19 protein-coding genes are annotated in these 20,721 nt (G+C 46.6%); 11 read left to right on the top strand and 8 right to left on the bottom strand.

The window, feature by feature from the left end; translation table 11 throughout:
• Positions 1 to 548: 548 nt before the first annotated feature.
• The 5 genes from ACO08K_RS16660 to ACO08K_RS16640 all read right to left on the bottom strand — a co-directional run bounded on the left by ACO08K_RS16660 (position 549) and on the right by ACO08K_RS16640 (position 7,535).
• Positions 549 to 1,328 carry a uroporphyrinogen-III synthase gene (locus ACO08K_RS16660; protein ID WP_421797540.1) on the bottom strand — a complete coding sequence of 260 codons (780 nt, stop codon included), beginning with the start codon at positions 1,326 to 1,328 and terminating at the stop codon, positions 549 to 551.
• A gap of 37 nt (positions 1,329 to 1,365) precedes the next feature.
• Positions 1,366 to 2,343, bottom strand: a complete 978-nt coding sequence (locus ACO08K_RS16655) for a DUF4271 domain-containing protein (RefSeq protein WP_421797539.1) — start codon at positions 2,341 to 2,343, stop codon at positions 1,366 to 1,368.
• 159 nt (positions 2,344 to 2,502) lie between these two features.
• A complete protein-coding gene (locus ACO08K_RS16650; protein WP_421797538.1) occupies positions 2,503 to 2,937 on the bottom strand; it encodes a DUF1573 domain-containing protein in 435 nt (144 codons plus the stop codon).
• 117 nt (positions 2,938 to 3,054) lie between these two features.
• Positions 3,055 to 4,455 (bottom strand): M20/M25/M40 family metallo-hydrolase, encoded by a 1,401-nt coding sequence (locus ACO08K_RS16645; RefSeq protein ID WP_421797537.1) that lies wholly within the window; start codon positions 4,453 to 4,455, stop codon positions 3,055 to 3,057.
• A 698-nt stretch (positions 4,456 to 5,153) separates the two neighbouring features.
• On the bottom strand, positions 5,154 to 7,535 hold the full coding sequence (locus ACO08K_RS16640; protein WP_421797536.1) for a M1 family metallopeptidase: 2,382 nt from the start codon (positions 7,533 to 7,535) through the stop codon (positions 5,154 to 5,156).
• A 451-nt stretch (positions 7,536 to 7,986) separates the two neighbouring features.
• Between ACO08K_RS16640 and ACO08K_RS16635 the strand changes: the two genes are divergently transcribed.
• The 8 genes from ACO08K_RS16635 (at position 7,987) to ACO08K_RS16600 (ending at position 15,273) form a co-directional block, all read left to right on the top strand.
• Positions 7,987 to 8,571, top strand: coding sequence for a DUF1990 family protein (locus ACO08K_RS16635; protein ID WP_421797535.1), 585 nt, complete (start codon positions 7,987 to 7,989; stop codon positions 8,569 to 8,571).
• The gene (locus tag ACO08K_RS16630; protein WP_421797534.1) at positions 8,561 to 9,481 is read left to right on the top strand and encodes a YndJ family transporter; all 921 of its coding nucleotides are present in this window, start codon (positions 8,561 to 8,563) and stop codon (positions 9,479 to 9,481) included. The genes ACO08K_RS16635 and ACO08K_RS16630 overlap by 11 nt, the downstream gene beginning before the upstream one ends.
• 417 nt (positions 9,482 to 9,898) lie before the next feature.
• Complete coding sequence (locus ACO08K_RS16625; RefSeq protein WP_421797533.1) at positions 9,899 to 10,771, top strand: hypothetical protein; 873 nt, start codon at positions 9,899 to 9,901, stop codon at positions 10,769 to 10,771.
• A 19-nt stretch (positions 10,772 to 10,790) separates the two neighbouring features.
• A complete protein-coding gene (locus tag ACO08K_RS16620) occupies positions 10,791 to 11,705 on the top strand; it encodes a hypothetical protein (protein ID WP_421797532.1) in 915 nt (304 codons plus the stop codon).
• A 62-nt stretch (positions 11,706 to 11,767) separates the two neighbouring features.
• Positions 11,768 to 12,958 carry an adenylosuccinate synthetase gene (locus ACO08K_RS16615; protein WP_421797531.1) on the top strand — a complete coding sequence of 397 codons (1,191 nt, stop codon included), beginning with the start codon at positions 11,768 to 11,770 and terminating at the stop codon, positions 12,956 to 12,958.
• Positions 12,959 to 12,994: 36 nt separating this feature from the next.
• Positions 12,995 to 14,044, top strand: coding sequence for a 23S rRNA (adenine(2503)-C(2))-methyltransferase RlmN (gene rlmN / locus ACO08K_RS16610; protein WP_421797530.1), 1,050 nt, complete (start codon positions 12,995 to 12,997; stop codon positions 14,042 to 14,044).
• Positions 14,045 to 14,126: 82 nt separating this feature from the next.
• Complete coding sequence (locus ACO08K_RS16605; protein WP_421797529.1) at positions 14,127 to 14,708, top strand: sigma-70 family RNA polymerase sigma factor; 582 nt, start codon at positions 14,127 to 14,129, stop codon at positions 14,706 to 14,708.
• A gap of 316 nt (positions 14,709 to 15,024) precedes the next feature.
• Positions 15,025 to 15,273, top strand: a complete 249-nt coding sequence (locus tag ACO08K_RS16600; RefSeq protein ID WP_320030476.1) for a hypothetical protein — start codon at positions 15,025 to 15,027, stop codon at positions 15,271 to 15,273.
• 28 nt (positions 15,274 to 15,301) lie between these two features.
• Here the strand turns inward: ACO08K_RS16600 and nadC are convergent, their stop codons facing one another.
• Positions 15,302 to 16,150, bottom strand: coding sequence for a carboxylating nicotinate-nucleotide diphosphorylase (nadC, locus tag ACO08K_RS16595; protein ID WP_421797528.1), 849 nt, complete (start codon positions 16,148 to 16,150; stop codon positions 15,302 to 15,304).
• Positions 16,151 to 16,269: 119 nt separating this feature from the next.
• Positions 16,270 to 17,196: a sugar phosphate isomerase/epimerase family protein gene (locus ACO08K_RS16590; protein ID WP_421797527.1), complete on the bottom strand. Its 927-nt coding sequence runs from the start codon at positions 17,194 to 17,196 to the stop codon at positions 16,270 to 16,272.
• A 236-nt stretch (positions 17,197 to 17,432) separates the two neighbouring features.
• On the opposite strand from ACO08K_RS16590, the gene ACO08K_RS16585 reads away from it, so the two are divergent.
• Genes ACO08K_RS16585 through ACO08K_RS16575 form a run of 3 tightly spaced genes read left to right on the top strand, consistent with a single transcriptional unit; the run spans position 17,433 to position 19,765 of the window.
• Positions 17,433 to 18,635 carry an aspartyl protease family protein gene (locus ACO08K_RS16585; RefSeq protein ID WP_421797526.1) on the top strand — a complete coding sequence of 401 codons (1,203 nt, stop codon included), beginning with the start codon at positions 17,433 to 17,435 and terminating at the stop codon, positions 18,633 to 18,635.
• 52 nt (positions 18,636 to 18,687) lie between these two features.
• Positions 18,688 to 19,236: a hypothetical protein gene (locus ACO08K_RS16580; protein WP_421797525.1), complete on the top strand. Its 549-nt coding sequence runs from the start codon at positions 18,688 to 18,690 to the stop codon at positions 19,234 to 19,236.
• A 10-nt stretch (positions 19,237 to 19,246) separates the two neighbouring features.
• On the top strand, positions 19,247 to 19,765 hold the full coding sequence (locus ACO08K_RS16575) for a hypothetical protein (RefSeq protein ID WP_421797524.1): 519 nt from the start codon (positions 19,247 to 19,249) through the stop codon (positions 19,763 to 19,765).
• Here ACO08K_RS16575 and ACO08K_RS16570 read toward each other — a convergent pair.
• Positions 19,742 to 20,716: a biotin-dependent carboxyltransferase family protein gene (locus ACO08K_RS16570; RefSeq protein ID WP_421797523.1), complete on the bottom strand. Its 975-nt coding sequence runs from the start codon at positions 20,714 to 20,716 to the stop codon at positions 19,742 to 19,744. The two genes, ACO08K_RS16575 and ACO08K_RS16570, sit on opposite strands and share 24 nt — an antisense overlap.
• Between the last annotated feature and the right edge of the window lie 5 nt (positions 20,717 to 20,721).

The following is a 20,721-nucleotide window of genomic DNA, read 5'->3' as shown; positions in this document are numbered from 1 at the left end:
GTTCAACAATTTTTTCTCCGCAGAGAAAGTGGTTTTAAAAACACAATAGGTTTATTATCGGATTCCATAGCGTTAGCTATGTTCCGTGGCAATTTTTTAGCGAACTTTTTGTAAAATCGGATGAGCAAAACAGGGGATGGCTATATCATTTCGTGTAGAAAAGATATAGCAAACGAGTTGCTAACACCAATTTTGTTGTCTAGTACAAAAGGGAAACAAGTACGTCACGTTGCAGCGATACAACGAGTAGTTTAATGGAGGGGACCTTAAACAAAAAACAAATGTTCAGTACTTACAGAGGAATTTGAATTTGCTCGATTGAGCATCAAGATAACAGTGTGCGTTCTTAGATTATAGAAGGAGATGGGGCAAATGTATGATGGCAATTTATTATAACCAAACATACTTCAAAAAAATATCACTTTTTTTTCTAAATCGACGAATATTTTTTCTGGCGAGGGGGTTTTGAGAACTAATACAGTCCAAAAAAAATGACGAAGCACAAATCTCCATTCGTACTTCGTCATTCACCCATCCTACCTTATTACCTACAGGTCCTTATTTGACTTTTGTAAGTAATTCTCCAAGGCTTTGGTCATGGAGGGCACTTCTGGTGCTGGCGCATTGATGTTCACGTTCAGGCCCCGATCTTCAACAGCCTGACGGGTCAGGTTACCAAATACGGCAATACGAGTTTCGTTTTGTTTGAAATCCGGAAAGTTGTCGTAAAGGGATTGAATACAGAGTGGACTAAAGAACACCAGCACATCATACGTTACGTCGCTGAGGTCGGACAAGTCCGAGCTCACGGTGTGGTACATGATCGCGTCTTTCCAATCTAGTTTCATGTCGTCCAGATACTTGGTAATTTCCTTCGCACCTAGATTGGAACAAGGGAGTAGAAATTTCTCACCCTTGTGTTTTTTCAAGTAAGCCCCCAAATCTTCGATCGTCCGCGTACCTACAAACACTTTGCGCTTTCGGTACAGGATAAACTTTTGCAGGTAATTGGCAATGTTTTCAGTCAGGCAGAAATATTTGGTTTCTGGTGACATCTTTACCCGCATCTCCTCGCAAAGGCGGAAGAAGTGATCAACCGCATTTTTACTGGAAAAAATCACCGCAGGGAATTCGTCGGGACGGATCCGCTGCTTTCTGAAATCCTTGGCTTCCAGTCCTTCAACGTGGCTGAAAGGCCTCCAGTCAATTTGTAGGTTGTACCTTTTCTCCAACTCGTAGTACGGAGAACGTTCAGGTTTGGGCTGCGAAACAAGGATGGTCTTTACTTTTTTGAAAGTTTCCTCCTTGGCTTGTCCGTTTGCTGCCATTCACGATTATTTTGGTAACCTACTTTCGTTTTCCTACTTACTGTTGGTTCAAGATTAATTTTACCACAGTGAGTACAGGAGCGATTTCGACGGTGCAAATATACAACAAAAAGTGAAATAGATGTGATGCAAAAATTCGGCCTGCCAGCCAGAGGCTGCGTACCGATCTAAATGCATAAACCAATCCAATCACCGCAATAGTTCCCCAGATAAAAATTTTGTGCCACTCGGGGCTGCCGTAAGCCAATAAAATATTGATTGGCCCCAACAACAAACCCAGCGCTGCACCAAACACCAGCATGATGAAATTGTAACGCGAGATTTCACGGCCTACCGGAAAAATAAGGCCGATCAGCCCCAGTACCAGGTGTTTGAGTCCAAAACCCGCAATCACCCCGCCAACACAGATACCCAACTGAGTGACGTACCCCATGCCAAAATCAACCTGCAAATCGTGGAGGAGATAAAATAAAAAGAACCCGAGGTTGATTAAAAACGAAAGATACAGTACAGCATACACCCCCACTCCACGTCCTTCACGTTCGCGAAAAATCTGATTAAAAGCATTTTCATTGGCAAAAGCCTGAAAAACTTTGATAATCGGCCCACGCAATAAGGTCATAAAAAACGCCAAAGTGAGCAAAATAAAGGTAGTTACGCCAAAATCAAGGCGCTGTAGGATGGCTGTAGGAGTAAGATTGGATTTGAAATCAAATTTTGGAAGGGTCCACTCGCGACGCTTTTTGGCTGGTTTTGCCTTTTCCGTTGCAACCAGCAAAGCACTGGCAGAAGGTCGGGCCAAAAGGTCGAATGGATTGTTGAGTACAGCGGAATCTACAGTTGGTGCACCGGGTTTAATGCCCATTCGATGCAACAATTCAAAAGGGTTGTCACTGCTTTGCGCCAAAAGATTATTCGGAACAAGTGGCAATAGCAAGAAATAAAAAAATATAAAAACAATCTTCCGCTTCAAGTTTTCTACCTTTTTCTTTTCAGCTGCAAAGGTAGCAAGCATTTGTGAATGATTGGGTATGTAATGCTGAAAAGTTTAGAAGTTGAGGAGTTTAGAAGTTGAGGCTATCGCAGCGACTTGGACATGCCATTTGCACACGCACACCCTCACACACAAACTCACACCCTTTCTTGTGGTAGCCTCAACTTCTAAACTCCTAAACTAATTCGCCGCTTGCTCCACCTTCCCTTTCAAGCGCAATACCACTTGTTCATCGCTTAGACTGGTAATAACGGTCACCTGCTTGGTGAATTCACCTGGAGCCAAAGCATTATAGGTAGCAGTGATTTCGCCAGTTTTGCCAGGAGCAATGGGTTCTTTGGTGTAATTAGGGGTGGTACAACCGCATGAAGCGTTCACAGAAGTGAAAATCAGGGGTGACTTGCTTTTGTTTTTCACTTTAAAAACTGCAGTAACGGGTTTCCCCTGAGGGATGGCGCCAAAATCGTGCTCGATTTTGTCCCAAATCAAGCTGGGCGCTTTCTTTTTGCTCTTCGCCGAAGCTTCAGTTTTTTTAACAGTGGCTTCAGCCGTATTTTGAGCTGAGAGGGTTCCGATTGTGCTCAAGGCCAATAGGGCAAGGATTAAATATTTCATGGCAAATTTGTTTTTTACTCCGTGTGTTCACGGAGTTTGTGATAACTTATACAAAAGTACTACACCATATTATATAGTGCTGTTAACAGGATTCAAATGATTTTACAAAGTCTCCTGTTATTCCAAGCCAAATTTGTCTAATAGATACACCAAGGCGGTCATAGCCGCAGTACCCAGTTCTAATTCGCGTTTGTTGACGGCATCAAAGGTATCGATAGCCGTATGGTGGTAATCAAAATACCGTTGAGAATCGGGCTCAAAGCCAAACAAAACTCCTTTTTGAGAACGCAGCGGGCCAATATCTGCCCCAGAACCACCTTTTTTAAAGGTTAGTCCATAGGCTTCCAACAAAGGCGACCAATCCATGATTTGTTTGTACTTTTTGTCAAAAGCCCGGTTTTCCGATTCGCAGGTAAAACCTCTGGGTGTAAACCCACCACGGTCCGATTCAATAGCGGCCAGGTGAAATTCCTTGTTGCGGTTAGAAATTTCGGCATAAGCTTGCCCACCTTTCAGTCCATTCTCTTCATTCATAAACAAAACACAACGAATGGTGCGTTTTGGACGGTAACCCAGGCGTTTGAGTACCTGTAGCACGTCCATCGCCTGCACACAACCTGCACCGTCATCGTGCGCGCCAGTGCCTACATCCCAGGAGTCGAGGTGACCACCAATCAGAATGATCTCTTCCGGTTTTTCGCTGCCCCGGATTTCACCAATCACATTGTGCGACGGTTCCATACCCATCATGTGGCTGGTATTGCGGATAAACACCCGCACGGGTTCGTCTTTGAGCAGGCGACTGAGCAATTCGGCATCATTGGTACTGATGCCCAAGGCTGGAATGGGCGTAACGCCGGGCTCATAAGAAGTACTACCCGTATGGGGCACATCGTCGTGGCGGGTGGTCATCGAACGTACCAAAACGGCCAAAGCACCGTACTTTGATGCCCGGGAAGCACCCAGCCCCCGTTGATCAACAGCGCCCCCATAAGCCGCAAAAGTGTTGAGTTGGGTCGGGTCCATGGGGCGATTGAAGAAAACAATTTTCCCCGCCAGTTTTTCCCGGCCCAGGCTTTCAAGTTCGTCCAGGCGTTTGACTTCGATGACTTCAGCGCTCAGGCCATTCGGTCCGGTGCCTTCGGAATTGCCCAACGCCAGCGCTTTGAGGTCAAAACTTCCCATTTTGGAGTGGACTACCCGCACCACTTCTTTTTCCCCCCGATTCCAGTGGGGTACCATGCAGGGTTGAATCCAAACTGAATCCAATCCCATTGTATCCAACATTTGGCGGGTGTACTCCACCGCGGCGGCGGCTTGGGGAGTGCCACTCAGACGGGCTCCAATCCGGTTACACAGGTAGTCCAACCAGGGGTAAGATTTCCCTTGGGTGAGGGCCTTATTGTAAATTTCACGGATGTAAAATGCATCGGCATCCGATTTTGCATTGGCTTGGGCGTGCAATTCTTGCAATTGACATCCGAGTAAAAGCAATAACGCAAACAATTTCAGCTTCATGAGTAAGTTGTATTAACGGTACGGGGCAATAAAAAATAAATTTTCATTTTGCCCAAGGATTAACTAAGTAAACGCTCCATTTAAAGTGTCTTAGCTAATCCTTGGGCCTAAAAAAAAATGAACATTTATTTTTGCCCCACTACTACGTTACGTGAATCAAAAAAAAGTTCAAAAAAGGGCAAAAAAAGTTTTTTTCGCTTTTTTGGAAAAAAATTTTCTATTTCTCGAAAAAAGCAAATTTTTATCGCCAAAAAGGGGGTTTTGCTTAGTATAAAATCTAATTGCGCAAAATGAGCTTTGTTTGTAAATCAAACAAAGTATCCTTTTTGGAAAAAAGATTTGATATTTTCAAAAAAAGGCCATATTTTAGCGCTATCAATTAAAAAGAACAAAGAGTTATTGAAAAATTTGTAATTGTATTTTTTACAATAACTTCATTTGTTTTTTAGGGTTTGAAGAAGTTTTTCGAAAAATATAATTTGGTTTTATTTGGTTAGGGCTGAGGTAGTGCTGTGGTAGCGCTGCCTCCTTTTTTTTGCCCCTACCTGAAGGTAAGGGCAAAAAATCCACGACTAAACCCACGACTAAAGTCATGGGCTCTTTTTTTGGGTGGCCTCCCACGGATAAATCCATGGGTTGGCGGTGTACTCCCGGATTTTGGGCAGCCACGTAGGGCTGCCCCAACTCACGCCCCTTCTTCACGGTCTTGCCTTTTTCGCCTTTGCCTTCTGCATCGGATTTGGACCTTCCTCAAATTTATGGGCTTTGAACACCTGGAAGCGGGTTGGCACCTGTTTAACTGGCCAGTTGTTGTTGCTTTCGTCGATGTCAGCGGTTTCACGGAAGGGATCGAGCTTCACAGCCTTTACCATCTTGTCTTTGACGAAGACCTTTTTGAACTGGTTTTCATTTTTGCGCCAAATTTCAGCGGGAAGGCGATCGATCTGGGTACTACCATCCGCAAAAGTCCATTCCAGAATGATCGGCATCACCAGGCCGCCCTTGTTGCTGAACTGTAGTTCGTAGTAGTGTTTATCCCCAAAACGCTTGGTCTTTTCGTCCTTGCTATAGGTTTCATTGTAGAGGGAGACTTTGGTTTCTGCAATGGAGTCCGCAGTAGCCCAGGGCTGATAGGTTGTGTAAAAATCCTTCAGACTAGTATCCCGTTCGATCAAAGGTACTTTGCCAGCTTCTTTATTGCGCACTTTGTTGATGTCATAAAAAGGTTTTTCAACCTTATTTTTTGCGACAAATTCCTCCTTTTCCGGGTTGCTGTCCAAATCCACCCGGTAGTACTTGATGCTGTCCAGAGAAATATCCACTGCATCGGTCGTGAAAAACCAGCCTCGCCAAAACCAGTCCAGATCCACACCACTTGCGTCTTCCATGGTGCGGAAAAAGTCAGCTGGAGTGGGATGTTTAAATGCCCAGCGGCGGCAGTACTCTTTAAAGGCGTAGTCGAATAGTTCCCGCCCCATTACGGTTTCACGTAGAATGTTGAGGGCGGTAGCGGGTTTGCGGTAGGCATTGGCAAAAAAATCGACGATGTTGTCGCTATTGGTCATGATGGGCTCCAGCTGGTCTTTGGGCAACTTCATGTAATCCACAATTTGGTGCGCCGGGCCAAACCAAGGTTTGTAGTCGTTGTCCATTTCCCGTTCGGCCACAAATTGTACAAAACTGTTGAATCCCTCATCAAACCAACTCCATTGCCGCTCATCGCTATTGATGATCATTGGGAAATAGTTGTGGCCTACTTCGTGAATGATGGTAGAGACTGCATCAATCTTGGTCGATTCCGAATAGGTGCCGTCTGGCTCGGCTCTACCTGGATTGAAACAAATCATCGGATACTCCATGCCGTTGGCTGCCTCCACCGAAATGGCGGTGGGATAAGGGAAGGGAATGGTGTATTTGGAATAAGTATTAATGGTGTGTTGAATGGCCTTGGTGGAAAACTTTCGATAGATTGGATAGGCTTCCTTGGCGTAATAACTCATGCACATTACCTTTTTGCCCTCTTCAGTAGTATTGGCTAAGGCATCCCAGACAAACTTGCGGCTGGCACCCCAGGCAAAATCGCGGACATTGTCAGCTTTGTAAATCCAGGTTTTGAGCTCGCTGGCACGTTTGGCTTTTTCGGTTTTTTTGGCCTCTTCGAGCGTGACAATTTCAATGGGTTCTTTGGATTTTTGGGCTTGTTGCCAACGAGCGTATTGGGCCGGACTGAGCAGGGTGGAGTAATTGAGGCATTCTCCGGTTGCAGCAACTACGTAATCGGTAGGCAGGGTCATTTTAACCACAAAATTGCCGAAGGTCAGTGCAAATTCAGCCCGCCCGGTGAATTGTTTGTTTTGCCAACCCGCAAAATCACTGTACGCACAGAGCCGGGGATACCATTGGGTGATGGTAAAAATGTAATTGTCCTCCTCCGGGAAATATTCGTAGCCGCCTCGGGCCAGATTGGTCGCGCTATTGCTCATGATTTTGGCAATATTGATGCGATCCACCAGATAATAATGCCACTTGACGCGGAAAGCAAAAGAACTGCCTGGTTTGAGCGGTTCAGGTAGCTCGATGCGCATCATGGTTTGGTTGATGCTGTATTTGAGCGCCTTGCCATTGGCGTCGACCACTTCTTCGATTTTGCAGCCAAATTTCTCTTTGCCTTTGGCTGGTTCCAAACCTTGCATCTCATTTTCACTCATCGCCGCGTTGATGTTGGTCGGGTCAAAAACCTGATTGGGATTATCCGCTGCGTGTTGGTTTTCGTCGAGTTGCAGCCAGAGGTAACGCAGCGGCTGGGGGGATTGGTTGAAATAAGTGATGCTCTCGCTGCCATTGAGGCGCAGACTGTTCACATCCAGGGTGCATTCGATGTCGTAATCACAACGTTGTTGCCAGTACTGCGGGCCTGGTGCGCCGTCGATGTTGCGGTAATTGTTGGGATCGGGAAGCAGATCGGTGATTTGTTCAAATTTGTTGCCGTGGTTAGAAACAGACTGGGCAAAAAGGCCCAAGCTAAACAACAAAAGACTAAGGCTAATCCAGCTGCGCTGAATGGAGGGCGGTTGAAACATAAACAGTGGTTTTAAATGGGAAAAGCGTGCTTAGTAGTGGGGCAAAAATAAATGTTCATTCTTTCTGAGCCAGAGGATTAGATAAGACACTTAAATTGAACCGTTTACTTATCTAATCCTCTGGCAAAATGAACATTTATTTTTTTATCGCCCCTTAGTGTAAAGTTCAATAATTTCTGGACTTTTTAGGACAAAACTTGCCAATAATTATGGTGGGAAAATAAAAAGGCCCGCTAGAGCAATTCTTCTAGCGGGCTACTAAGCCGTTTTACCTCATCTTACTTCATCCAAAATGGAATCAGGATGATCCCGATCACAAAAGGATGTGTTTGGGGCCATTTGCTTCGTTCCACGATGAGGATATTTTTTTTAATTATTTTTTCATCCAATCGAAACAAATCAAAAAAGTGTGGCGTTTAAATTTCAATACTTTCAAAATATATTGAAAATAATGAACCCTTCTTTTACTCTTCCTGACGCAAACGCATTGGCCAGCCATTGGCAAAGCCAACAAAACCAATCTTTTGCATATACCGAAGTAGGCAGTAGTGTAGGTAAGCCTCCCAAAGGATACGATCATGATCACGAATCCACCTTGCTGGGTTTTGGCGATGGGGTGTTTCGGGCAGCAACTCAGGCCTTGCGCGAATGGGCCATGTTCCCGCCAAGCTGGACCCAAATTTACCCGAATAATGCCACAATAGAAAGGGGTAGCGTGGTACTGGTTTTATTCAGGTTATTTGGATTGTGGTGGTGGCGCAACAGCTCACGGATTGTCTACCTTATCGATGAGCCTGCCCGTTTTGGTTTTGCTTATGGAACCTTGCCTGCGCATATCGAGAGGGGTGAGGAGATTTTTTGGGTCGAGCTCAGGGATGATGGCAGTGTCTGGTATTCCATTCGTGCTTTTTCCAAGCCCAATCGCTGGTATGTGTGGCTGGCCTATCCTTTGGCTCGAGCTTACCAGCGGAAGTTTCGACGTGATTCGTTTGCGGCAATGGAAAGAAAAGTGAAAAGTGAAAAGTATGACAAATGAATTAAAATATAGAGAGCTGGTTTCCGGAAGCCTGGGTGTTGGGCTGTATTGGCTGTGGAAGGGTAGCTTTTACTATGAGGATGAATGGGTGGAGTTGTTGTTGTTATTGGGTGCGATGGTATTCGTGCCTTTGGCCATGCGGCAGTCGGGGACCTTGAAGACAAAAGCGGAGCGTGGGGTGGTAATCTGGTCTACCTGGGCCTTGCTTCTGGCTTATTTGCAGGAGCCAGGGTTAGTGGCTGCATTATTCGCATTGCCCTGGTTAATGGTTTCTCTGTGGTTGTTTGATCGGGCCCTAAAAAAACTATTGTTATCTCCCCTGGCTTTGGTAGACAAGGTCCATTTTGCAGCCTACCTGTATTTTCCGATTGGCCAGCTCGCCGCATTCAGCGACCGTTTGGGCTGGGCACCGCTGGGTTTTAGTCCGATCATCATTTTGCTGACGGCTGCACATTTTCACTATGCTGGTTTTTTGTTGCCCTGGGTATTGGCAAATTTACTGGGTCGCAAGGTACCCTCATATTGGCAGCGTGGAGTGGCCTGGGCAGTATTGTTGGGCATCCCGGCAGTGGCGGTGGGGATAACTTCCTCACAATTTGGAGTTGATCCCTGGGTTGAGACTTTGGCAGCTACTATAATGGCCTTGGGTGGCTTGGGTGTAGCATTTTGGCATGCGAGGCTGGCTTTGGAGGCTGGTCAGGTTTTGACTCAAAGATTGGCTAGCTTAGGGCTGTTTTTGTGTTTGGGTACAGGCATGATCCTGGCTCTTTTGTATGGCTGGCGCAATTATTTTCCCTTATCATTTTTATCCATCCCCTGGATGTATGAGGTACATGGCACCATGAATACGCTAGGAGTAGGCGTGTTTGGAATCTTGGTTAATCGAAAAACTTCAGCAGACAAGCACTAATCCAAACTACTGGACATTTTTGTTTATTGGAATCGGAGGACATGAATTGCCACGTGCTTTAGCGCGTGGGTGGAGATTGCCTCTTTGATGGACTTTAGTCCTAGGACTAATTTTTTAGCTGGGGCTAAAGCCCGTCTTGAAGAGACTACCCGAGTCCACCAGCTGAAGCTGGAGGCAATTCATGTCCTCCGAGCAAGCGGCCTATCCGATTCAGCCTAAATTTCTGATTTCCTGCTTAATAATTTTCCCCGCCCAAGCATAACCTTTCCACCACCCTTTCCGTATATCCTAAAAAAGAGCCTTTTCCTCGTTTTTCCTTCTTTTTTTATCGAAAAAAACCATACTTAGTTTGACTTTTAAACTAAGTCTTTGTATATTTGAATCATTGAAGGTTATTTTAGAATCAAAACTAAGTATATGTCACCACAGGAACTCATCGACAAAATCAACAATGCCAGTCACTTGGGTGAAGTACTGGAGTTGAACGACTGGAAAAAACAATACGGAGAAATGGCCCGTTTGTTGCATCCAGACCTGTGCAAAATCCCCGAAGCGGCTGATGCTTTTGCCCGTTTAAATGCCTTAAAAGAAGGTTGGGAAAAAGGTTACCGTTTCAGTGATGATGCGGGTGCAGTACGGGCTCAAAACACCACTGTTACTTTTGTAGGCGACCCAAAATTGTTGTTACAATCCTACCGCAATTATGGCTACCTCAAAAGTTTGCGCCACCCCGCCGCCCAACACTTTCACCGCTACCTGCCCGAATCCATGGCATTGGATGGTGAAGTACTGACGCTTCAACTCCACCATCGGGCTGCACCCCTAAGCGGGCTGACTTTGCAACAAGGTCACACCAACTGGATTTTGTCCCGCCTTTTGGAGTTCAGTGCCTGGCTGGCCCAGGAAGGCTGGACGCACTGTGGCATCAATCCCGAAAGTGTATTGGTGGTACCTGAAACCCACGGCATTATTTTGAGTTCTTTTTACCACCTCACTCCATTGGAAGGAGCGGTAAAAACGATCTCCGCCAAGTACAAACACTGGTACCCCAATGCCCTGTTTGTGGACAAAAAAGCGGTGCCGATGATCGACTTGGAACTGAGTAAACGAACCATTGCCACCCTGCTCGGCGACCCCTCTGGGATGGGAATCAAGCTACAAAAAACGCACAACCCCGCGATGATTGACTTTTTACTTACCGCACACAGCGACGCATTTGAATGCTACGACAAGTACCGCAAGTTGCTGGACAAGCACTTCCCGAAAAAGTTTTTACCCTTAAATCTATAATCCTCAAAAATAAACAGCTATGGGCTACACTTCATGGTCTAGCGATGCTTATTCGCACTTAAAAACTTCCTACTCCGGCAAATCTGCTGATCAAATTTTCAGCAGTGGTATGAACCCCACGATGGACCCGAAAGGGCTCGTTTTCCGCGAAAGCCGCGATTCCGACGCACACCCCAATTCTATTGCAATTGCTGTATTCCTGGATGTGACGGGCTCGATGGGCCAAATCCCCGAGATGTTGATCCGCCACAAACTGGGTTCTTTAATGGACACTTTGCTGGCACACGGCGTGGAAGATCCACAGGTGATGTTTTCTGCCATTGGCGACCACCACACGGACCGTGCTCCCCTGCAAATTGGCCAATTTGAATCCGGCACGGATGAACTGAACGACTGCCTTTCCAAGGTGTACATCGAAGGAGGTGGTGGTGGCCAAAACATGGAGTCTTATCTCCTGGCCTGGTTGGTTGCAGGCCGCCATACCAGTATCGATTGTTTCGAAAAAAGAGGCAACAAAGGTTTCCTGTTCACGATTGGTGATGAAAAAAGCTGGGATTCGGTTGCTGCGCCTCGTTTGAAAGAGCTGATGGGTTATGCCCAAACCGACCCAATTACCGATGCTCAGGTATTGGCCCAAGCCCAACGTATGTACCACGTTTTCCACATCCACATCAATGAAACGGGTTATAAAGACAACCCAGATGTGATTGGCTACTGGAAAAAACTGCTGGGTGAACGCGCCTTGATTTTGGACCAGCACATGGCTGTGGCGGAATTGATTGCCTCCACTGTTGCAGTCATCAATGGTGCAAACCTGGACAAAGTGGCCGCAGAATTTGATGATGCAACGGCTAAATCCGTGAAAAACGCCTTGATGTTGGTGAAAACGGATGTCATCAAAGCAGGTGGGACTAGCGGAGTGGTCAAACTTTAAGGTGAAACATGGGTCATCCCAAAAATTTGGGATGACTCATGTTTTTTCAAAATTGGCAAATTATGAAAACGCAAATTGTAATTGGTTTAGGATACGGTGACGAAGGCAAAGGTTTGACCACCGACTACCTGTGTCGCCAGGCCAATTGGCCACTGGTGATTCGTTTTTCAGGTGGCCACCAGGCCGGGCATACTGTGGTTACTACCGAGGGCCAAAGGCATGTGTTTTCAAGCCTGGGGGCGGGTAGTCTGGCAGGTGCAGCCACCTACTGGAGCCGCTATTGTGCCTTTGCTCCCGAGAATTTTTGGAAGGAATACCAGGCTCTGCAGGCCAATTCTGCTGGCTTTGTACCCAAAATTTATGTTGATGCCCTGGCTCAGGTAACCACTCCTTACGATGTATTTCACAATCAGTCTTCCGAAAAAATCAATGCACACGGAAGTTGTGGAATGGGTTTTGGCGCAACGATGGAGCGCAATGAACTAAGCCCTTACCGCTTGTATGTGCGAGACCTTTTTTACCCAACAGTGTTGGAGCAAAAATTGCTGGCCATTGGTGAATACTACCGCCGAAAAGTGCACAATCCTATGCTGATGGTGGATTTGCAAGAGATCGTAACTGAGTTTAAAAGCGCTGTTCAAGCCATTTTACCGCTGATTGAAGTGGTGGAAGAAAAAGTTTTTTTGGAAAAACGCATTTACCAATTGGGCTTTGATGCCCTCGTTTTTGAAGGCAGCCAGGGAGTTTTACTGGATCGCGATTTTGGATTTTTCCCAAACGTAACGCGTGCCTACACCACTTCGCGCAATGCGATGGAGCTGATCCAAAACTACCAATTGCCCCTGCCTGAACTGTTTTACATTACGCGGGCTTATCAAACCCGCCACGGAAAAGGTTTTTTGTCGAATGAAGGCCTTAAGTTGAGTTATACCCCCAACCCCATTGAAACCAATGTCTACAACGAGTGGCAAGGCCATCAACGGGTGGCTCCACTTGATGTAGATTTGTTGAACTACGCCCTGGATTGTGACCGCAATTTTTCTGGCACTGCGCCTAAGAATTTAGTAATTACCTGCCTGGACCAATTGAATGACAAGATGGAAGCTAGTGTTGCCGGAAAAATGATGACGTTTGCCAAACCCGAAAACTTGTTGCGTCAACTCAATATAAAGCCAGGCAATTTGCTTTTATCCTATTCCGATCGTGCGGAAGGAATGGTAAAATTATCGCAGGTGCAGATGGTAAAAGTTTAGTTTTCAACATGTCAACTTATCCGTATCTTTGCCCCCATGAACGGAAAAGAACGCATGGATATCCGACAGCGCTCATTGGTAGATTTAGAGGAGCTGTTCAAAGAAATGGGGGAAGCCAAATTCCGGGCCAAACAGGTCCATGAATGGTTGTGGCAAAAAGGGGCGCATTCCTTTGAGGCAATGACCAACTTATCCAAAGGACTGCGGGAAAAACTGGCCGAAAATTTTGTCATCAATGGCATCGTGGAAGACAAAGTTCAGCGCAGTGCCGATGGCACCATCAAGTCACGCTTTCGCCTGCACGATGGGCACCTCATCGAATCGGTGCTGATTCCAGTACCCGAAGACAAACGATTTACGGTCTGTGTATCCTGTCAGGTGGGCTGTAGCCTGACCTGCAAGTTTTGTGCAACCGGGCGCATGAAGCGCGTGCGCAACTTGGACGCCGCCGAAATAGTCGACCAGGTCGTATTGGTCAACCAGCAATGCCTCGACACCTTCGGGCATCCCTTGACCAACATTGTATACATGGGTATGGGTGAGCCATTGCTGGCTTACAACAATGTGATGGAAAGTGTAGAGCGCCTCACCGCCCCGGATGGGCTCAACATGTCGCCCCGCCGCATTACCATCAGCACAGCGGGCATTGCCAAAATGATCAAAAAATTGGCCGATGATGGGTGCAAAACCAATCTGGCCCTTTCCCTCCACGCCGCTGACGACATCAAACGCGACGAACTAATGCCCATCAACGAGCAGAACAACCTCGCCGTGTTGATGGAAGCGTTGGAATACTTCTACCGCAAAACCCACAATCGCATCAGCTACGAATACATTACTTTCCAAAACGTCAACGATGGACTGGAAGACGCGGCCAAACTGGCCAAACTCTGCCGTCGTTTCCCCGTGCGGGTCAACATCATTGAATACAATCCAATTGGCGATGTACCCTACCTCAAATCGGAAGAAGACCGCATCGACGCCTTTGCGCGCTACCTGCGCGAACGCGAAATTATGGTGACTGTACGGCGAAGCCGGGGCAAGGATATTGACGCGGCTTGCGGGCAGTTGGCGAATAAAGAATAAAGGCTAAAATAAATTTTCTGATCCGGGAACTTTTTAATTTAGGATAAGGTTGATGCATTGAAACCTAAAAAATCCTAACTTTATGGTAGCACAAGCAACGCAAAGCATGAATTACGATCGTATCCTGGAGGAGGAGTTGCTGCCTCAGGCGGAGGCGCTGCTTACTTTTGCTTACCATCTGACCTACAATCAGCAGGATGCTGAAGATTTGGTGCAGGAAACGTACATGAAAGCGTACAAGGCCATCGACAAATACATCGAAGGCACCAACGCTAAAGCATGGCTGTTCAAAATCCTGAAAAACACCTTCATCAACGACTACCGCCGCAAAAGCCGAGGTCCTGCGATGAAAGAGTTGGATGAGGTCATTGCCTACCAAAATCGTGAAAACACGCCTTACTCCAGCGCACATGCGGGTTTGGCCGTGGAAAGCTATGAATCGGCAATGGGTGACGAAGTCACGATGGCCATCAACAAACTCTCGATGAACTTTCGGGAAGTATTGCTGTTGAGCGATGTGGAAGATTTTTCTTACGAAGAAATCTCCAAAATTTTGGATATTCCCATCGGAACGGTGCGTTCGCGGCTGAACCGGGCACGGAATGCCGTCAAAGAAGATTTGCAATTGTACGCCCAGTCCATGGGTTTCAAAGATAATCGATAAACCCCAGCTTCGGCTGGGAGCAGGCCTTTTCTTCTGCTCTATACCTGGGACGGTGCGAAGAAGGGGCCTTTTTTTTAGCCTTCGGCTAAAAAACCCACGACTAAAGTCATGGGTTGGTTTTCTGGGGTACCCTCCCACGGCTAAAGCCATGGGTTGGGTAAAAGGATGAAAACTTGATGAATTGTTATCCGAGGCTAAAGCCCCGGTTCACCCCACGGTTAAAACCATGGGTTTTAGTTAACCTTAATTAAATGCTACCGGGATCTACGACCCACGAGTAAAATCAGGTTGGAGGTCACCACAAAAAAACAAGGCTATGGTAAAGAGTCCGATCACCAATGATGAGTTCATTAAAAAGGTGGGGTTATTCCTGGACAACGAACTCAGTGACAAAGAAAGCCGCGATCTCCTGCGCGAGATTCAAACAAACCCGGCATTCATGCATATTTTAAAAGAAGAGCAAACTTTTAGAGAGTTTATAAAGACTAAAATAGACCGACGAAAACCTTCTCCTGCCTTAATAGCTTCGATAAAAGATAAAATAAAATCTTCTTCGCCGATCTGATAGGTACAGCAGATCCTTCCGAAAACCACTAGTCCTTCAACACCTTTAAACTCAGATCCAGACTTTGGGCGGAGTGCGTCAGTGCACCTACCGAAATGTAATCTACACCTGTGAGTGCAATTGCACGAAGTGTGTCTAGAGTTACTCCGCCCGAAGCCTCGGTCTCGAAGCGATTGCCCACTATTTTTACGGCTTCTTGCATGGCCTCCAGCTGGAAATTGTCCAACATGATGCGGGTTATTTTTCCTGTATCCAGTACTTGCTGAAGTTCCTCCAAATTGCGCACCTCTACCGTCACATTGAGGTTCAGTCCCTTTTCCTGCTGATAGGCATATACTCGTTCAATGGCTGCTTGAATGCTGCCACAGGCATCGGTATGGTTGTCCTTGATCATGAACCAATCGTATAGCCCGTCGCGGTAATTGTGGCAGCCCCCAATGCGCACGGCCCATTTTTCCAAAAAGCGGATCAGGGGAGTGGTTTTGCGGGTGTCCAGAATTTTGACGGGTAGATCGGCCACGGCATCGTGGTATTGTTTGCTGATGGTGGCAATGCCACTCATGCGCTGCATGGTATTGAGGGTGAGGCGTTCTCCCTGTAGCAGGGCTTGAGAGTGACACTCCACAAAGAACGCTACATCACCATATTTGATGTTGGCTCCGTCGTCAAGGATTTTTTCAAAATGGGCCGTAGGGTCCAGGGTTTTAAAGATGCGCTCGGCAATGGCTACTCCGGCTAGTACACCTTCGTCTTTGACGAGGAGGCGGGCGCGGTTGCGGGCAGTGGCAGGAATGCAGGCGAGGCAAGTGACATCGCCGGTACCAACATCTTCTTTTAGGCCGGCAGCGATAAAGGCGTCGATTTGATCTAAATTCATGGGTTGTTTTATTTTGCACCACCTTAGGAACCTTAGGCACTATATAGCATCACCTCTGGTGTTTCACCTCTTGAGTGATGCTATAATACCTAAAGTTTCTAAGGTGGTGCAATTTTGTATTATATCATCTTGCCCACCTTTTCCAGCAGGGCTTTAGTCAATTTAATCCCTTCTTTTTCAGGCGTTTTTTGCCCCTCGTACTCGATGCCCACATAACCTTTGAACTTCGCTTTTTTCACGATTTTCATCATTTTAACATAGTCGGTATGGGTTTCATTGCCGGAGGCATCAAAGTCGTGGGTTTTGGCACTCACGCCTTTGGCGAAAGGCATCAATTCTTCCACGCCCATGTAGCGATCGTATTCTTCCGCACAATCCCAGGAACCTTGCTTGCGGGTAATGCAGAAGTTTCCAAAATCGGGCAGCGTACCAACGTTTTTCATGTTGACCTGCTTCATCACGCCGGATAGCCATTTGCCATTGGAAGAGTAGCCACCGTGGTTTTCAACAAGGACGTTGATGCCCATAGTCGCTCCAAATTCTCCAATTTTACTCAATCCTTCCACGGCAGCTTTGCCCACTTCTTCGGCAGTGCCTTTGCCCGCAGCATTCACGCGAATGGTGGCGCAGCCCAGGTATTTGGCACATTCTACCCACTGCTTGTGTTGGTCTACTGCTTTGTTGAGCTCGGCAGCATCGGTGGCACCGAGGTTACCTTCACCATCGATCATGATGAGGTGGTTTTTGATGCCGTTGTCCTTACAACGCATCAGCAGCTCATTGAGGTACGTGGTATCTTTGGCTTTGTCCTTGAAAAACTGGTTGACGTATTCAACAACCCCAATGCCAAATTCTTTGCGGGCCATCACCGGAAAGTCCAGGTTGGTCATTTCTTTTTTGAACAAGGCATTGTGCAGCGACCACTCAGCCAAGGAAATTTCAAAAAACATTTTTTTGCTGCTGTCCAGGTCCATGCTGCTCAACGGCAGCACGGCCAAACCCGCCGCAGTATAAGTCATCTGATGGAGGAAATCACGACGTTTCATGTGATGGAAGAATTTTGCGTGAATAATGGTGAGCAAGATAGAAGTTTTGAAAGATTCTGGATGAGCCGGGCGAGAAAATAAAATGGCGGCAAACTGCCACCAATTGGAAAAAAAGCATCCCTGAGATTAAACTTAAACCCTGAAACGATCAAAATTCTTAGAGACCTTGTAGCAAAAACAACCTTTCTACCCACCAAAACGCTCCTTTACTGCATCTATTCTTCAAAATTGGCTTTATGATGTGGAAAGAGTTACGCCATTTTTTGCTGTGGGCGATCCTCAGCACACCTTTTTATGTCCTGGCCCAAGTTCAAGCAAACCTCGGAACGGTGGAACCTGTGCAGTTTCTCAGTGAAACCAACTTCGATTTTCAGCAAAACCACATTTATTTCAAAGCCAAAATCAATGGCATTGAAGGCATATTTATATTTGATAACGGTTTTACTGTCACTGGATTAGACAATGACTTTGCTGCGCGTTGTGGCATTGTAGCCGATTCCAGCATCACCCTTGCCGATGCCAATGAAGCGGAGGCTCAGGGAAAAATGGGCAGCGCAGGTTTGATCCAAATCGCGGAGGTTAATTTTAAAAATACCCGGGTGGCCATCATCGATACCGATGGGTTACCCGCTTGCCAAAAAGTAGACGGTTTTATCGGCAGTTCCGTCATCAACAAAGCCAATTGGAAGATTGACTTTGTTCAAAAGCTCCTGCAATTTTCTTCCCGCCCTTTTATAGATCCGGGCTTACGGTGTTCCTACACCATAAGCCGCAGCAATCGCCATTTCATCGAATTCAAGTACGAAGGAGTACCTTTTTGGGTACACATCGACCTGGGTTCAAGTGGCGAACTAGAGTTGAACAAGGAAGCATTTACTCCGATTTTTGCGGGCTTACCTGCCCAGATGAACATAGGGGCTTCCAGTTTGGCACTTTTTGGCCTGAATGCAGTGGATACTTTTTACACGCTCAATCGCCCCTTTAAGTTTGGCTACGACAAATACCAGATTACCAATTCACCCCGCATTGAACTTCAACGCGATGTGGAATATGCCCGTCTGGGCTTAGGTTATCTGCACCAATTCAATCTTATCATCAATTCGGATGCCAAGGAGTACATCCTCAGTCCCAATAAATTATTGAGCTCGATCCGGGAAGAAAAGGACTATGGAGTAGTGTTTTATCCGGTAGAAGGCCAGCAACGACTGGTGCGTTTGAGTGCCTGTGAAAATGTGGCCAGATTGGGACTTACGTTAGGTGAAGTAGTAGAAAAAGTTGATGGCCGTGCCGTAGAAAGCCTGGGCGATTGGTGTGCCATCAAAACCTACATCCGTGCGAAGGCCAATCGGGGTGAAGCCCTGCGCCTCAAAATACGCGGCAGGAAAGAAGAATGTGTGTTACAAGCAGATTATCATCCGGCACACAGCATTATCCGCTGATAACCTTTGAACTACCTCTCAGGCTTGTTATCTTGTGGCAAAATTGTGCGTTATGTTTAAACCCTTGATGATTCCTTCCTTCCTTACTGTTTTGTTGATGAGTGCATTTTCTTGTCAGCCCAACGGGAACAATACCAATGTCCTGGATCCAGAAACTGAAAAACTACAACGCGAGGTAGACAGCCTACGCCGGGTCAAAGAAGCATTAAAAGATGAACTGAACGACGTAAAAGAGGAGGATGGGCCTCAGATAAATACACCCGAAGTGCCAAGCAACGCTGCGGACGGCCCCTTGGATGGTCTGACCGTACTTTCCGCCAAAAAGCAATTTGATGCCAATTTTAATCCGATCCTCCGCATTACTTTTCGCAATTACGATACCAAAAGCATCAGTTCGGCAAACATTGCCATTGACTTTAGCTTCAACAGCGACGAACTTTCGCCAAATTGCCATTTTGAAAAAAAAATCAGCCTGAGTCTGGCGCCGGATGCCAACCAAACCATCGCCCTGCCGATTCCCGCTGAATATGGCAAGAACTGTGCAGATAAGGCCTGGGTCGTGGTGAAAGAAGTGTTTTTTAGTGACGGAAGCAAAAAATAAACCAGTCCAAATGTTAATTACTCAACAGAATTTCAAGCAATATTTTTCCATCTTACGCCTCTTGCATTTGTCCATGACGGCAGCAGTGATCATTTTTGGGCTAGTTACCCATTTTGTGTTGATCCCGGTTCCAGATTTCAAACCCAATGACAATGCAGCCCTTTTCGTCAATATCGCGGCGGTTTATTTGGCCATTGCGGTGGCGATTAGTTATTGGCTTTTTGGGCTGCGCGTCCAGGCGGCAAAGCAGCAGAACAGTTTGAGTGACAAGTTGAATACCTATCGCGCAGCTACAATCATTCGTTTTGCTTTGATCGAAGGTGCCCTCCTGCTAACGGTCGTTTTTTATCTGCTCACGGGCAATCTGGTGCTTTTGGGTATTGCAGGGATTGGATTAGTGGTTTTGGCACTGCTTCACCCCAGCTCAGCCAAACTCAAAGTGGATTTAGATTTGAGTCCTACTGACCTTGCCCGACTGGAAGATGATTCGGATATGATCGTACAATTACCGCGATTGAAAAGGTTTTAAAGCCAAGCTGGCACCCCACCTAATTTGATTCAATCCCATGATTTGTCGCTGAAGTGCATGCGCAGCGTAGGCCAGCGTTGTTGGCTGAAATTGAAAATTTTGCCCCGGCCCCTTTTGTGCCAATTTAGGCCAATCCGCCTGAATTATCTGCCCTAAAATCGGATAGCCGCCCGTAGTTTGATGATCCGCCATCAATACAATGGGCTGACCATTCGGTGGCAGCTGAATGCTGCCCCGGCTTAACCCTGCCGACAGTAGGGATTGCTCCTGGATCAATTGTAAGCGTTCTCCTTGCAGGCGGTACCCCATCCGATCGCTGGCTGGAGTGATTTTCCAATTTTGGGTTGACAATAGCGCCTGGCTTGCCTGAGTCAGCACTTCAAAGTGTTGACCGGGAATAAAGCGAATGGATTTTGAGTCGTAGAAGGGTACCAGCTTAGCATAATAACTGGCTATTCTTGTCTCTTCTGCAATGGATGATGCTGTTTTTATCAAAGGCAAAACATCTCCTTTTTGCAGACCTCTGCCTTGCCAGCCACCTTGTGTAGCCTTGAGATTGGTGCTTTGGCTACTCAGCCAAGGTTTCAAGTCAAAACCACCATGTACACATAGGTAGGCGTATTGCCCCCAATGTTTGTGTTGAAAATGCAATTCTGCTCCTGTCCCTACCCAGGCTGGTTGGTAAGGTCTAATTGGTTTTCCGTCAATGCTGGCTCCAAAATCGGCACCCGCCAAAACCATTAGAGTGGGTTCAAGGAATAAAAAACCGGAAGCGGGGAAACAAATTTCCAGTGCAGCTTCTGAGCCCTCGTTGTGTACCAGATAATTGCCTGCCTGTAAAGCCAAGGGGTCCATCGCACCTGAGCGGTTGATGCCGTATTGGGCATAGCCTGGTCGCCCCAGGTCTTGCACCGTAGTCAACCAACCTTTGTTCAAAACCAGGATGCTCATATGAA

It is taken from the genome of Haliscomenobacter sp. (assembly GCF_965225875.1).
In the GTDB taxonomy this organism is placed as follows: Bacteria; Bacteroidota; Bacteroidia; order Chitinophagales; family Saprospiraceae; genus Haliscomenobacter.
This window is presented reverse-complemented; position numbering and strand designations above follow the sequence as displayed.